A 14,656-nucleotide genomic window follows, 5' to 3' on the forward strand; every position below is an offset into this window, starting at 1 on the left:
ACAACCACGACGCGCTGACGATCACCCCATCACGACCACAACGCCCTGACGATCACTGAGCCACGGGCCGCAGCGACGGGTCGTGGAGGTGGCACGCCACGTCCACGTCGTTCTGCCGGAGCAGGCCCGGGTCGATTCCGGTCCGGAACCGCACCACCACAGCGTCGTCGTCGGAATCGATGCTCTCGACACCACGCCAGAGCGGGTCGTCCGGCGTCTCGGCCCGCGCCTCGTCGAACAGCTGGGTCAGCTCGCTCAACTGCCGGCCGGACGGGACACGCAAACGAGCGACCTTCTCCCCTGGGCCGACATCGTTCAAGCTGGAGACCAACGGTTCTTCCTTGCTCAGCATGTCCTCGCCGAACTGGATCCATCGGCGTTCGAACATGGCGCGCAGATCCCGCGCCTCCCAGCCACACGGCTCGAAGGCAAGCGGGCAACGCGGATGGAACGCGCAGCCGTGCGGCGGCGCGGCGGCATCGGGAATCTCCCCACGGGGAAGATCGCGTGGAACCTGCCGCTCCGGATCCGGATCAGGCACCGCCCCGAGCAGCGCCCGGGTGTAAGGATGCTTCGGATCGGCGAAGATCTCCTCGGTGGGTCCGATCTCGACAACCCTCCCCAGGTACATGATGGCTACCCGGTCACAGAAGAACTTCGCCGTCGCAAGATCGTGTGTGATGTAGACGTAGGTCAGATCCAGCTCACGCTTGAGATCGAGCATCAACTCCAGGATCTTGGCCCGGACGCTCATGTCCAGCATGGAGATCGGCTCGTCGGCCACGAGCAACTCGGGACCGCAGATGATGGCGCGAGCGATCACGGCGCGCTGTTTCTGCCCGCCGGACAACTCCGCGGGCAGCTTGTCGAGGAACTGCTTCGCCGGGGTCAGGCCTACCCGCTCGAGCGCATCGACCACCCGGGCGCGTGCCTCGTCCTTGTTCGAGACCAGCCCGTGGATCCGCAGCGGGTGTCCGATGGCTGTACGCAGATCCATCGCCGGGTTGAGCGCGGCATGCGGGTCTTGGAACACCATCTGCAGCCGGCGCCGCAGCAAACGAAGGTGGCGCTGGGGTAATTTCGCGAGATCCTGCTCGCCGTACATGATCTGCCCGGACGTTGGACGCACAAGCCCGAGCAAGGCGCGTCCGAGCGTCGTCTTGCCGCTACCGGACTCGCCCACCAGACCGAGCACTTCGCCTCGGCGCAGGGTGATGTTGACGCCGTCGACCGCCTTGACAGTCTCGCCGCCACCACCGATCAGGCGAGCAAGCGCACTGGCCCGCAGGTCGAAATGGACCTTGAGGTCACGCATCTCCATCAGGGCGTCGCCGCCCGTCTGAGCCGTATCGGTGCGCACTTCAGGCTTCGTCGGCAACGGTGATCTCCTCCCGGACCAGGGGTTCGTGCCCGTTTTCCGGCACGAGCTCGTCGGGCCCGTGCAACCAGCACTCGACCGTCTGCGGACCGACGGTCATGCGCTCCGGGAACTTCTCGGCACACACCCGCATCGCTTGCGGGCAGCGGGGATGGAACCGGCAGCCCGACGGTGGGTCGATCAGGTCGGGCGGCGCCCCCGGGATGTAGTGAAGCCCGGTGGTGGACAGCGAGATCGTGGAACGCAGCAGCTCTTGCGTATAGGGATGCTGCGGCCGAGCGAACACGTCCGTGACGGGTCCCTGTTCCACGATGCGCCCGGCGTACATCACCGCCACCCGATCACACGCCTCGGCCACGATGCCCAAATTGTGGGTGATGAACAGCAGCGAGGTGTCGAAATTGCGGCGCAGGTCGGCGAGGATGCCGATGATCTGGGCCTCGACCAGCACGTCCAGCGCCGTGGTGGGCTCGTCGGCCACCACGAACGACGGCCGCAACACCAGGGCCATAGCGATCATGATCCGCTGGCGCATCCCCCCGGAGAACTCGTGCGGGTAGGCCCGATACCGGGTGGGCGGGATACCCATGGCCCGGAGCACCTCGATGCTGCGCCGCTTGATCTCGTCCTTCGGCAGGTCCGGCTCATGCGACCGCAGTGTCTCCTCGAAGTGGTCGCTGATCCGCAAGAGGGGGTTCAGCCTGGTCAGCGGCTCCTGGAAGATCAGACCGAGTTCTGGGCCGCGGAGGCGCTGAATCTCGCGTTGACTCGCCTCGACCAGGTTGCGGCCGCCATAGTTGACCTCGCCGTCCAGCTGGGCGCCTCTGGGGAGCAGCCCCAGCACACCGCGGCCGAGCGTCGACTTGCCGCAGCCGGATTCGCCGACGAGTCCCAGGACCTCACCTGGACGCAGGTCGAAGGTCACCCCGTCGACTGCCCGGGCCGGGCCATGCTCGGTGCCGTACCAGACCCGCATCTCCCGCACGGAAATGACCGGTTCGCTCACTTCACACCGCCCTTTCCGATGGTGGAACCGCCGGTGCCGCGTTGGCTGGACTGCGGACCGACGCTCGGCATGGTGATGGACACGAGGCGGCGGACCCGGATCGCCGGGTTCATCGACTCGTTGAGCCCTTCACCCATCAGTGTCAGACCCATCACCAGCATCACGATCGCGAGTCCTGGATACAGCCCGGTCCACCAGATCCCGGTTCCCGCATCCGAGACCGCCCGCTGCAGGTCGTAGCCCCATTCGGACGCCTCTGTCGGCTGAATGCCGTAGCCGAGGAAGCCGAGGCCCGCCAGGGTCAAGATCGCGTCCGCGGCGTTCAAGGTCGCGATCACCGGCACGCTCTGCACGACGTTGGCCAGCAGGTACCGGAACATGATCGTGATCGGCCTAGCGCCCATCGCGCGCGCGGCCTCGACATACGTCTGCTCCTTGGCGCTGATGGTCGCCGCCCGTACCACGCGGAAGTACTGCGGGACATAGACCGCCGTGATCGCCAGCGCGGCCGTCGCGGTCCCGCCGCCGACGTATTCGGAAAGCAGGAAGGCCACCACAATCGCCAGCAGCAGCGCCGGCAGCGCGTACAGCGAATCCATGATCATGACGAGCACCCGGTCCACCCAGCGCCCGACGAAGCCGGCGATCAGCCCGAGGAGCACGCCGATGAACAACGAGAACGTCAGCGCCAGGAGCACGACGGTCACAGCGGTGCGGGCACCCCAGATCACCCTGCTGTATACGTCGAAACCCTGCGTGCTGGTGCCGAACAGATGGTCGCCACCGGGCTCGGCGTGGTTCATGAACCGCTGACCAGTGGCATCCGCGACCTGTGAAAAGCCGTACGGGGTGATCCACGGCGCGAAGATCGCCATAACCAGCATCAGCGCTACCAACACTGTGCCGCTGACCAGCATGAACCTGCCGACACCGTGAGAGTTCCGGTAAGGCCGGGCGACACCGCGAAGGATGCGGCGCCGCCTGCTACCCCCACCGGTGTGTGCCGACGTGTCATCCGGCGGCGGAACGGCTTCGGTCGCCATCAGTACCTCACCCTCGGGTCGATGATCGCGTTGATGATGTCGATCAGCAACGACGCGGTCACCACGACCAGCGCGAACAGGGTGATGATGCCCTGCACCGCGGCATAGTCGCGGCTTTCCAGGTACCGCACCAGCTGGCTGCCGATGCCGTTCCAGTTGAAGGTCTGCTCAGTGAGGATCGCACCACCCATCAGCAACGCCACCTGCAGTCCGAGAATCGTCACGAACGGCACCATCGCGTTGCGGAACGCATGCTGGATGACTACCCGGGACTCCGGAACACCTCGTGACCTGGCCGCTTCGACGTAGTCGCTGCGCAACGTCTGGATGAGATTGATCCGGATGATCCGCATGAAGATTCCGGACAGCAGCAACCCGAGCGTCATGGCGGGCAGGATCAGGTGTTGCACACCGTTCCAGAACGCACTGGTGTCACCGGCCAGCAAGGCGTCGAGCAGGAAGATGTTCGTCTCCGACGGAACTCTGGCCAGCACGACGGGACTGGCCTGTGAGCTGGATGGCAACCAGCCGAGCGTTCTGGCGAAGATCAGCTGGAACAGCAAACCGAGGAAGAACACCGGAGCGGCGTAGGTCAGGATCCCGAAGACCCGCAACGAAGCGTCCAACCCGGTGTCACGGAAGCGGCCCGCCAGCAGCCCGAGCGGGACGCCGATCACCAGCGCCGCCAGAAAGGCGGCGCTGGTCAATGTGAGCGTCGCCCCGCCGTTGACGGTGAAGATCTGCGTGACAGGACGGTTGTCGATGATCGTGTGCCCGAGATCGAACCGGAGGATACCGGAGATGTATTCCCAGTACTGCACGAAGATCGACCGGTCGTAACCCGCGGCAGCACGCAACTCGGCCAGCTGCTCGGGGGTGCGCTGACCGCCCAGAGCGACGCTCACCGGGTCGCCCGGGGCCACTCGCATCAGAACAAATACGATCGTGAGGATCACGAGAACCTGCGGAACGAACAGCAGGATTCGTGTCAGCAGGTATGTGCGCAGCGACCCCGCGGCACGAGTCGACAACCGAGCACCAGCCTTTCTATCGGCGACAGGTCATGACCGAGGGCCCCGGGCGAGGCTCGAAGCCCACCTCGGAGCCCTCGGTCATTTCGCGTCGGTGGCGGTTACTCCGCCACGCCGCTGACGACGTCGTAGTAGAAGATGAACGACGGGTCGAGGGTGTCTTCGACGCCCGTAACACCTTCACGGATCGCAGCAACCTGGTCACGCTGCCACAACTGGATGACAGGCGCGTCCTCGGCCACGATCTCCGTAGCCCGCTCCACCGCGGCGATCCGGGCATCCTGATCGGTGTCGGTGAGGATGGTGTCGATGAGCTCGTCCATCTCGTCGTTGCCGTAGCCGTTGTTCAGGAAGTTGATGTCCGAATCCGAGTGGTAGAAGCCCACGATGTAGTTGGACGGGTCCGGGTGATCCGGGAACCAGCCGAGGTCGAAGGCGTCCATGCTTCCATCACCGAAGGTGGTGGAGTACTGCGCCCACGACAGCTGCTCGAGGTTGACGTCGAACAGGCCGGTCTCCTCAAGCTGGCGCTGAATCTCGCCGTACATGTCGCCGATCTCTTCGCCGTAGCGGTCCGGCATCCACCACAGGTCGAACGAGACCGGGGTCTCGACGCCGGCGTCCTCGAGAAGCTGTGCCGCGGCGTCCGCATCCGGCTCGCCGTAGAGATTCTGGTAGCTCGGCACATGACCGGCCACGCCGTCCGGCACCGGGCCGTACAGCGGGGTGACAGTGCCGCGGTACACGGCCTCGGCGATGGTCTCGCGGTCGAGAACCTGGGCGATCGCCTGCCGGACCGCGGGCTCGTCGAACGGCTCCCGACCGGTTTGCAGCACCATGTAGTTGATCTCGGTGCCTTCACCGGTCACCACTTCGACGCCGCGCTCGGCACCGCGCTCTTCGAGGTCGGCGATGTCGGTCACCGCGAGGCTGCGGTAGGCGACCATGACCTCGCCTTCCTCGATGGCCTGCTTCAGTGCGGACTCCTGCTGGTAGAACTGCACGATCACACCGCTGTTGTTGACCTGCCGGTCGCCGGCGTAGTTCTCGTTGACCCCCAGCTGGATCTGCTGCGTGGCGTCGAAGGCCTCGACGGAGTACGGACCGGATCCAAACGCTTGGTCATTGGGCTGGAGTTCGTCAGCGGGGTAACTCATCGGCACGATCGCCGACGCGCCCGTGGTCAGGATGTACGGGAACACCGCGTCAGCCGATGTCAGGTTGAAGGCGACGCTGTATTCGTCGCGTTCTTCGACCTCGTCGATGCCGGTCAGCAGCGCCCAGCCGTTGGACTCGTGCTGGATCTCCAGCTGCCGCTCGATCGAGTGCACGACGTTCTCGGCCTTGAGCTCGGTGCCGTCGGCGAACATCTGGCCTTGCTTGAGATCGCAGACAAAGGTGGTGTCGTCTTCCCAGTCGCAGGACTCAGCGGCGTCGGGCTCGGGGTCGGTTCCGCCGAGCGGCACCGCGAGCAGTCGCTGGTAGGTGTTGTAGACGATGTTCCACGACGGTTTGTCATAGGAACCGGCCGGGTCGATATTGGTGACGCTGTCGGTAGTGCCGATGACCACCTGAACACTGGCGTCGCCTTCGCCGGCGGTGCCGTTGCCGTCATCTCCGTTGCCGTTGCCGTTGCCGTTGTCGTCGCCGCCGCAGGCCGCCAGCACCAGGGCCGCAGAAGCACCGAGTGCGAGCGTAAGCGAGACGCGTTTCCTTGGATGACCCGCACCGATTTCGGCGGGTGTAGATGCTCTGAACCTTCGTCCGCGCATCGGGTTCACCTCGATGTCCTTGAATATGAGCCGGGGCTGGGTTCGCCACCGTGGCGGTCTGCGGCCGTCCGTGGCTGCGAGCGCTCGCCGGGTCTCCCGGCGGCCCTCCCCACGCAGAGTAGCCCTTTACCGAACGGGAACTGAACGGTCACTGATCCCACTCCCGTAACGATCCGATCACATGGTCACGGGGGTTTCGACACGTGACGGAGCGGCCGGGTGCCGCCTCCAACGTCTGTCGCGAAAGGGGCCCGAACCGTGTGCCCTGGGGCGGCAATGTGCCATATTGCGCGTGTGCCTGCCACCGTGGACGTCGCCGTCATCGGAGCAGGCGTGGTGGGTGCGGCTTGCGCCTGGCACGCCACCCGCGCGGGTCTGCGCGTCAGTGTTGTCGACCGAGGCCCAGTGGCCGGCGGCACCACCGGCGCCGGCGAGGGCAACATTCTCGTCTCCGACAAGCCGGCCGGGCCAGAGCTCGAACTCGCTCAGCTATCGAGGCGGCTCTGGGCCGAGATGGCCGCAGCCGTGCGAGGCTTCGAATATCACGCCAAGGGCGGACTGGTGGTGGCCGCTTCGGAACCAACGCGGACCGGCTTGGAAGAGACCGCCGTGGGCCAGCGTGCGGCGGGAGTAGAGGCGGTGGCCGTGGCTGCCGACGAACTGCCCGGCTATGAGCCATATCTGGCGCGCGATCTCGCCGGGGGGATCTATTACCCGCAGGACGCCCAGGTGCAACCCATGCTCGCGGCCGCCCGGCTGCTCGCCGACACACGCGCGGCCGGCGCCGAGGTGCGAACCAGCACGGAAGTCACTGGACTGCTCCGGGCCGGCGAGCGGGTCATAGGCATTCAGACGTCCGCCGGCCCGATCTACGCCGGAGCGGTCGTCAACGCCGCGGGCACCTGGGGCGCGGAGATCGCCGCGATGGCCGGTGTGGAGGTACCCGTGCTACCGCGACGCGGATTCGTCATGGTCACCGAGCCGCTGCCGGCCGTGGTCCGGCACAAGGTCTACGCGGCAGAGTACGTATCGGATGTCGCCAGCGACGACGCCGGGCTGCAGACGTCACCAGTGATCGAGGGCACGGAGTCCGGGCCGGTGCTGATCGGCTCGAGCCGGGAACGCGTCGGATTCGACCGGACAATGTCCGTGCCCATCCTCCGCTTGCTGGCCGAACAGGCCGTCCGGCTGTTTCCGGCGCTGGCCGGGGTCAAGGTGATCCGGGCGTATCGGGGGTTCCGTCCTTATTGCCCTGATCATTTGCCGGTGATCGGCCCGGATCCGCGGGCACCAGGTCTGTGGCACGCGTGCGGTCACGAAGGCGCCGGGGTATGCCTGGCCGCTGCGACCGGTCACGTGATCGCGGCGACACTGACCGGCCGACGCGCCGGCGTCGACCTCTCCCCCTTCCGCCCGGAGCGATTCGGATGACGGGCCCGCAGACATTCACCTTCGACGGCCGGGAGATCCCGTTCGACGCCGGCCAGAGCGTGGGCGCCGCCCTGGTGCTGGCCGGGGTACGGTCATGGCGGACGACGCGCGGCAGCGGGCGGCCACGCGGCATCTTCTGCGGCATCGGGGTGTGCTTCGACTGCCTGATCACGATCGACGGGCGGGCGAATCTGCGTGCTTGTACCGTCCCTGCCCGCAGTGGCCTGGACGTGCGCAGTCAGGAAGGAGACGGACGTGCCGACCTCCACACCTGAAACTCGTTGCGACGTTCTGGTGGTAGGTGCCGGACCCGCCGGTCTCGCGGCCGCGGCGGCAGCCGCCGGCGCCGGACGCGCCGTGGCGGTGGTGGACTCAGGTCAGACGCCTGGCGGCCAATACTGGCGGTACTCGCCGGGCACCGCGGCCAGCGCAGCCGGCCTCCAGCACGATCAGCGGGCCTTCCGCGTGCTCACGGCGAAGCTACGCTCGGGTGCCAGCTACTTGCCCGGACGCGACATCTGGGCCGTCGCCCGCGACGACGACGGCTTCACCGTGTATGCGTTGCACAACGACGAAGAGACGACGGTGCAGGGCCGGGCGCTGGTACTGGCACCCGGCGCGTACGACCGTCAGCTGCCCTTTCCGGGGTGGGACCTGCCGGGTGTCTACACCGCCGGCGGCGCTCAGGCGCTGCTGAAAGGCCATGGTGTCCGGGTGGGTACCCGCGTCGTCGTGGGTGGTACGGGTCCTTTCCTGCTACCGGTCGCCGCCGGCCTCGCCCGGCACGGAGTCGATGTTCGCGGCGTCTTCGAAGCCAACCACCCGATCGCCTGGGCGCGGCATACAGCAGCCGCGATCCGCAATGTCGGCAAGATCGCCGAAGGCTCCCGCTATGCGGCGACACTGGCCCGGCACCGGGTCCGGGTTCGCGCTGGGCACGCCATCGTGGCCGCCCACGGCGACGATCATGTGGAAGCGGCGACCGTGGTCCGGCTCACCCGGAACTGGCAGGTGGTCCCAGGCAGTTCGCGCATCGTGGCATGTGATGCGGTCGCGGTCGGCTGGGGGTTCACACCTCGGTTGGAGCTGCCGCTGGCGCTTGGCTGTGCCACCCGCGTGGATTCGGACGGCTCGCTCGTCGTCGACGTCGACGAGCACCAGGCCACCGACATCCCCGGCGTTTTCGCGGCGGGCGAGGTGGGCGGCGTCGGCGGTGCGGCGCTTGCCGTCGTCGAAGGAGAAATCGCGGGCCACGCCGCGGCCAGCTACGCCACCGTTGCGTACGCAAACCGACCGAACCACCGCACGGTGGGGGATGTCGATGCCGTCCATGGTGCGGATGGGCATCGGAAGACGACGAAGGAGTCTTCCGCGGGCGAGGACGGCATCGACATCCCCCACCGTGCCACCCGAAAGCGGGAGCGACTTCGGAACTTTGCCACCGCCATGCATGACATCTATCCGGTGCGTGACGGCTGGCGGGGATGGCTGCGGCCGGACACCGTCGTCTGCCGCTGCGAAGAGGTCCCGCTCGCCGCTATCACCGAGGCGGTGCACGAACTCGGGGCGACCGACGCGCGAACGGTCAAGCTGTTCAGCCGCGCGGGAATGGGGTGGTGCCAGGGACGCACATGTGGTTTCGCCGTCAGCCGTCTCACCGCCGCTGAATCCGGCACGGCCACAGATCCGCGCGGATTGGCCGAGCGGCCCGTTGCCACACCTATACCGCTTGGCCTGCTCGCGCGACGTTCTACACCCCCGCCGGCTCAGACAGACAGCCCGGAGATGGCCGACCAGCGACGAGAGGAAGACGAATGATGACCAGCAACAGGCCCCCCTGGCACGGAGTCCTCGTGGCGACCGCGTTGCCGTTCCGCGAGGACCTCTCAGTCGATCTGGACCGGTATGCCGAGCATGTGCGATGGCTGGCGGACAACGGATGTCACGGTGTCTGCCCGAATGGATCGCTGGGCGAATACCAAGTGCTGACGGCAGAGGAACGAGCCGCGGTGGTCCGCACGGCGGTGGAGGCGGCTCCACCGGGCTTTACTGTGATGCCGGGGGTCGGAGCGTACGGCGCGATGGAGGCCAGGCGCTGGGCGGAGGACGCCGCCGAGGCCGGTGCGCAGGTAGTGCTGTCGCTGCCGCCCAATTCTTACCGCGGCGACGACCGAGCCGTCGTCGAACACTACCGGGAGGTGGCCAAGGCCGGCCTACCGGTGACCGCTTACAACAATCCGCTCGACACCAAGATCGATCTGCGCCCGGACCTGCTGGCAAGACTGCACGAGGAGGGCCTGATCGTCGGGGTGAAGGAGTTCACCGGCGATCCCCGTCGCGGCTACCAGATCGCGGAGCTGGCGCCGGGGCTGGACGTCATCATCGGCACCGATGATGCCGTCCTGGAGCTCGGCCTGGCCGGGGCGAAAGGGTGGATCGCCGGCTTCCCCAACTCGCTGCCGAAAGCCTGTGTGGATCTCTACGACGCGGCGCTCGCACAGGACCTCGACACCGCACTTCCGTTGTACCGGCAGCTGCACCCACTACTGCGATGGGACTATCGCACCGAATTCGTGCAGGCGATCAAGCTGTCGATGGAGGTGGCCGGGCGTTACGGCGGGCCGTGCCGGCCGCCGCGCCAGCCGCTGCTTCCGGAGCAGGCGGCGGAGATCCGCCGGACAACGGAGCGCCTCCTCCCGTGATCATTGGCACTTAGCCACCTAATTCGGGGGCTAAGTGCCAATGATCATGGGAAGGCAACGAAGGGAGGCGACATGCGAACCAGCCGGGTGTTCCACGCCGTCGACTCGCACACGGAGGGCATGCCGACGCGGGTCATCACGGGGGGCGTCGGCGCCATGCCGGGTTCGACCATGGCCGAGCGCCGGCAGTGGTTCGTCGCGAACTCCGACGGACTTCGCCGGCTGCTGATGAACGAGCCGCGTGGCCACGCCGCCATGAGCGGAGCGATCCTGCAACCGCCCACCCGCCCGGACGCCGACATGGGTGTGCTGTTCATCGAAGTGTCGGGCTGCTTGCCGATGTGCGGACACGGCACTATCGGTGTGGCAACCGTCCTGGTGGAGACCGGACTGGTGGCGGTGAGCGAACCGACGACGTCGATCCGGCTCGACACCCCCGCCGGGCTCGTCGTCGCCGAGGTCGCCGTCCGCGACGGTGCCGCGGAGTCGGTGACGATCCGCAACGTCGCCTCGTACTGCCACGAACTCGACGCCAGCGTCGAGGTGCCGGGCCACGGCACCGTGCGCTACGACATGGCCTACGGCGGCAACTTCTATGCGATCCTCGACCTGGACCAGCTGGGTATCCCGTTCGATCGCGCGGAGAAGCAACGCATCCTCGACGCCGGGCTGGCGATCATGGCGGCGGTCAACGAACAGCGCCGGCCCGTGCATCCGGAGCGGGACGACATCGCGGTCTGTCACCACGTGCAGTTCCTCGCGCCTGGTTCGAACGCCCGGCGTTCGAGACACGCGATGGCCATCCATCCTGGCTGGTTCGACCGGTCGCCGTGCGGCACCGGGACGTCGGCCCGGTTGGCCCAGCTCCATGCCCGCGGCGAGTTGCCCTTGCACACCGACTTCGTCAACGAATCGTTCATCGGCACCCAATTCACCGGACGACTGGTCGAGGAGACAACTGTCGGCACCCGGCCCGCCGTGGTCCCGGCCATCACCGGACGCGCCTGGATCACCGGGACGGCGCAGTACATGCTCGATCCGCGCGACCCGTTCCCCGAAGGGTTCCAGCTTTGACCGTGACCAGCCGGTCAGCTTCAGCTAAACCCACCGGCCGTAGGGCACGTTCCGCGGGACGGCTGGCCGGTCGCTTCGCCGTCCCCGCGATCATGGCGGCGATCTTCGCCGCGCCGCTCTGGTTCATGATCGTGGGATCGCTGCGGCCCCCCGGGACGCCGCCGCCGCGCACGCTGGAGATCCTGCCGCCTGAGCCGACACTGGATGCCTACATCCGGCTGCCCGAACTGATCCCTCTGTTCACCTATCTTGGCAATTCGGCGCTGGTCGTGGCCCTCGCGGTGCCGCTGACCGTCCTGATCGCCGCGCTCACCGGCTTCGGCCTCCGGATCCTGGCCCCGGCGCACAAGCGGCGGGCGGTCGCCGGGCTGCTGATCGTCCTGCTGGTGCCGGTCACGGCGGTGTGGGCGACCCGGTTCGAGGTGTTCCGCCTGGCCGGCGTCGTCGACACCTACATACCCCTGCTGGCGCCGGCGCTGCTCGCGGTCAGTCCGTTCCTCATCCTGCTGTATGCGTGGAGCTTCGGCGGCATTCCCGACAGCCAGTTCCAAGCGGCCAGGCTGGAGGGCGCCGGCTGGCTGACGATCTGGCGACGGTTGGCGCTTCCGCAGGTCAAACCAGCCACCTTGGCCGTGGGTGTGCTGGCGTTCACGTTCCACTGGGCGAATTTCATCGACCCGTTGCTCTACCTGCAACGCGGTGACCGCTACACCTACCCGCTCGGGCTGCAATTCCTGCGGCTGCTGAACCCGACGGACTGGCCGCTGCTGATGGCCGGCTGCGTCATCGCGACCCTGCCGTGCGTCGCCGTATTTCTCCTGGCCCAGCGGATCCTGCTGAGCGACGACCCACTCACCGCCTTGAGGAGGCGACGTTGACCCGATTGTTGCGCTGGTGTGGCTGCGTGCTGACCGCGACCATGCTCATCGCGTGCGGAGGGACCGGCGGCGCGGGCGACGGCTCGTCCAGCATCACGGTGGTGCTGTTCGGCGACGCGGAGGAGATAGCCGGCTACCACGACCTGGTCGAAGCGTTCGAGGACGCCAACGACGACCTCCAGGTCAACCTGTCGCCCGTGGCTACCCAGGACGAGCTCATGGCGCGGTTGACCACATCGTTCGCGGGCGGCAACCCACCCGACGTGTTCCTGCTGAACTTCCGCCGGTACGGCCAGTTCGCCGCCGAGGACGCGATCGAACCGGCACAGTCCTATGTGGATGCCAGCGACGTGCTCGACGAGGCGGACTTCAGCCCCGCCGCACTCGACGCCTTCCGGTTCGACGGCGAGGAGCTCACCTGTTTGCCGCAGAATCTCTCGTCGCTCGTCGTCTATTACAACCGGGATCTGTTCGAGGCGGCCGGCCTGCCCCTGCCCCGGGACGGCTGGGACTGGCACGAGTTCCTCGCCGCAGCACAATCATTGACCGGCGACGGGGTGTACGGCCTGGGAACAGAAGCGTGGATCATCCGGCTCGCACCCTTCATCTGGTCGAACGGCGGCGAGGTCGTCGACGATCCGGACCACCCGTCCACGCTGACCCTGACCGTCGACGACGCTACCCGGGAAGCGGTCGACTGGTTCCTCGACCTGCAACTCGAGCACAGCGTGGTCCCGCCGGACGCCGAGGAACAAAGTGAATCGAGCCAGGCCAGGTTCCTACGCGGGACCCTGGGGATGTACATGAACAGCCGGGTGGCGGTTCCGGTCCTGCGCACCATCGACGACTTCGAGTGGGACGTCGCGCCGCTGCCGGTAGCGCCCGGGGGCGAACCGGCGACCATCCTGCACAGCGATGCCTACTGCATGAGTGCGGACCTCGCCGACCACACCAACGCGTGGCGTTTCATCGAGTTCGCGATGGACGTGCCAGGGCAGGAAAGGCTGGCGGCGTCCGGACGTACGGTTCCGTCGCGTGTTGACGTCGCCCAATCCGAGGTGTTCCTCGAACCGCACGAGCCGCCGCGCTCGTCACAGGTGTATCTCGATGCCGAACCGCATCTGCGCACCACGCCCCGGACCGGAACGTGGTCCCGGGTGGAACGCGAAGCCAACGCGCTGCTGGAAGAGGTCTTCTACGGGCGCGTCGAACGCGAGGAGGGCCTGCGGCGCCTCGAAGAAGACCTGAGGCCGTTGTTCGATCTCAGCATCGGAGGGACCGACCGGTGACCCTGCGGCAAGAGTCCAAGCCGACCGGGGCCCGGGCCGGCGCCGGCATCGTGCTCGAATCGCTGACAAAGTGCTATGGCCCGATCACCGCCCTCGACGGAGTCGACCTAGCGGTGCGCGCCGGTGAGTTGGTGACACTCGTCGGCCCCTCGGGATCCGGCAAGTCCACGATCCTGCGGCTGATCGCCGGGCTGGAACGGCCCGACCGGGGGCGCGTCGTCGTCGGCGACCGCGACGTCGTCGACGTTCCGCCGCAACAGCGCTCGGTGGCGATGGTGTTCCAGGACTACGCCCTCTACCCCCACCTCACCGTTCAGGACAACCTGCTGTTCGGGCTCCGGGTCCGAAAGGTGCCACGCGCCGAGGCAACGCGACGCGCGCGAGAGGCGGCCGAACGGCTGGGGATCGCCGAACTGCTCGACCGCCACCCCGACGAGATGTCCGGCGGACAACGCCAGCGGGTGGCGCTGGCCCGGGCGCTGGTGCGCGACCCGAGCGTCTACCTGCTCGACGAGCCACTGGCCAGTCTCGACACCCAGCTGAGGACCACCACGCGGGCGGATCTGCTGGCCATCCATCGCCAGCTGGGCACCACCACCCTGCATGTCACCCATGACCAAGCGGAGGCGATGACGCTGGGCGACCGCGTGGTGGTCATCGAGGGCGGCCGGGTGCGGCAGGCCGGAGCACCGCAGGACGTCTACGACGAGCCCGCCGACACCTTCGTGGCCCGATTCCTCGGCAGTCCGCCGATGAACCTGGTGCCGGGTGGCGGAGTACTAGGCGATTCGACCGGCGTCGTGGTGGGCATCCGGCCTGAGGACCTGGCTCTTGACTCCGAGGGGCCGATCGCGGCGACGGTCGAGGCCGTCGAGGCGCTCGGCAACGAGGCGGTGCTGCTGACCAGGTGCGCCGACGGGACGCGGCTGGCGATCCGGACCGAACCCCGTCTGGGGCTTCTCACCGGCGACGCCGTGCGCCTCAGTCCGGATGCCCGGCGGGTACACCGGTTCGACGCCGGCACCGGGCGCCGGCTGTGAGCGAACCCGAGC

At 67.5% G+C, this 14,656-nt stretch carries 13 protein-coding genes; 8 read left to right on the forward strand and 5 right to left on the reverse strand.

Going from position 1 to position 14,656, the window contains the following annotated elements; translation table 11 throughout:
• Positions 1-52 precede the first annotated feature (52 nt).
• The 5 genes from F7O44_RS10750 to F7O44_RS10770 form a co-directional block, all read right to left on the reverse strand.
• Positions 53-1,378 (reverse strand): ABC transporter ATP-binding protein, encoded by a 1,326-nt coding sequence (locus F7O44_RS10750; RefSeq protein WP_222851260.1) that lies wholly within the window; start codon positions 1,376-1,378, stop codon positions 53-55.
• Complete coding sequence (locus F7O44_RS10755) at positions 1,362-2,384, reverse strand: ABC transporter ATP-binding protein (RefSeq protein WP_222851261.1); 1,023 nt, start codon at positions 2,382-2,384, stop codon at positions 1,362-1,364. The genes F7O44_RS10750 and F7O44_RS10755 overlap by 17 nt, the downstream gene beginning before the upstream one ends.
• A complete protein-coding gene (locus F7O44_RS10760) occupies positions 2,381-3,427 on the reverse strand; it encodes an ABC transporter permease (protein ID WP_162450244.1) in 1,047 nt (348 codons plus the stop codon). Before F7O44_RS10760 ends, F7O44_RS10755 begins: the two co-directional genes overlap by 4 nt.
• The gene (locus F7O44_RS10765; protein ID WP_162450245.1) at positions 3,427-4,458 is read right to left on the reverse strand and encodes an ABC transporter permease; all 1,032 of its coding nucleotides are present in this window, start codon (positions 4,456-4,458) and stop codon (positions 3,427-3,429) included. The genes F7O44_RS10760 and F7O44_RS10765 overlap by 1 nt, the downstream gene beginning before the upstream one ends.
• A gap of 101 nt (positions 4,459-4,559) precedes the next feature.
• Positions 4,560-6,230 carry an ABC transporter substrate-binding protein gene (locus F7O44_RS10770; protein WP_162450246.1) on the reverse strand — a complete coding sequence of 557 codons (1,671 nt, stop codon included), beginning with the start codon at positions 6,228-6,230 and terminating at the stop codon, positions 4,560-4,562.
• 276 nt (positions 6,231-6,506) lie between these two features.
• Between F7O44_RS10770 and F7O44_RS10775 the strand changes: the two genes are divergently transcribed.
• The 8 genes from F7O44_RS10775 to F7O44_RS10810 all read left to right on the forward strand — a co-directional run bounded on the left by F7O44_RS10775 (position 6,507) and on the right by F7O44_RS10810 (position 14,644).
• Positions 6,507-7,661 (forward strand): NAD(P)/FAD-dependent oxidoreductase, encoded by a 1,155-nt coding sequence (locus F7O44_RS10775; protein ID WP_162450247.1) that lies wholly within the window; start codon positions 6,507-6,509, stop codon positions 7,659-7,661.
• Positions 7,658-7,936, forward strand: a complete 279-nt coding sequence (locus F7O44_RS10780) for a (2Fe-2S)-binding protein (protein WP_162450248.1) — start codon at positions 7,658-7,660, stop codon at positions 7,934-7,936. Before F7O44_RS10775 ends, F7O44_RS10780 begins: the two co-directional genes overlap by 4 nt.
• The gene (locus tag F7O44_RS31055; protein ID WP_343073859.1) at positions 7,917-9,479 is read left to right on the forward strand and encodes an FAD/NAD(P)-dependent oxidoreductase; all 1,563 of its coding nucleotides are present in this window, start codon (positions 7,917-7,919) and stop codon (positions 9,477-9,479) included. The genes F7O44_RS10780 and F7O44_RS31055 overlap by 20 nt, the downstream gene beginning before the upstream one ends.
• On the forward strand, positions 9,479-10,363 hold the full coding sequence (locus F7O44_RS10790) for a dihydrodipicolinate synthase family protein (protein WP_162450249.1): 885 nt from the start codon (positions 9,479-9,481) through the stop codon (positions 10,361-10,363). Before F7O44_RS31055 ends, F7O44_RS10790 begins: the two co-directional genes overlap by 1 nt.
• A gap of 72 nt (positions 10,364-10,435) precedes the next feature.
• Positions 10,436-11,437, forward strand: a complete 1,002-nt coding sequence (locus F7O44_RS10795; protein ID WP_162450250.1) for a proline racemase family protein — start codon at positions 10,436-10,438, stop codon at positions 11,435-11,437.
• Positions 11,434-12,315 (forward strand): carbohydrate ABC transporter permease, encoded by an 882-nt coding sequence (locus F7O44_RS10800; protein ID WP_162450251.1) that lies wholly within the window; start codon positions 11,434-11,436, stop codon positions 12,313-12,315. Before F7O44_RS10795 ends, F7O44_RS10800 begins: the two co-directional genes overlap by 4 nt.
• A complete protein-coding gene (locus tag F7O44_RS10805; protein WP_162450252.1) occupies positions 12,312-13,604 on the forward strand; it encodes an ABC transporter substrate-binding protein in 1,293 nt (430 codons plus the stop codon). Before F7O44_RS10800 ends, F7O44_RS10805 begins: the two co-directional genes overlap by 4 nt.
• A complete protein-coding gene (locus tag F7O44_RS10810) occupies positions 13,601-14,644 on the forward strand; it encodes an ABC transporter ATP-binding protein (RefSeq protein WP_343073860.1) in 1,044 nt (347 codons plus the stop codon). The genes F7O44_RS10805 and F7O44_RS10810 overlap by 4 nt, the downstream gene beginning before the upstream one ends.
• The last annotated feature ends 12 nt before the right edge of the window (positions 14,645-14,656 follow it).

This window comes from Phytoactinopolyspora mesophila, assembly GCF_010122465.1.
Lineage (GTDB): Bacteria > Actinomycetota > Actinomycetes > Jiangellales > Jiangellaceae > Phytoactinopolyspora > Phytoactinopolyspora mesophila.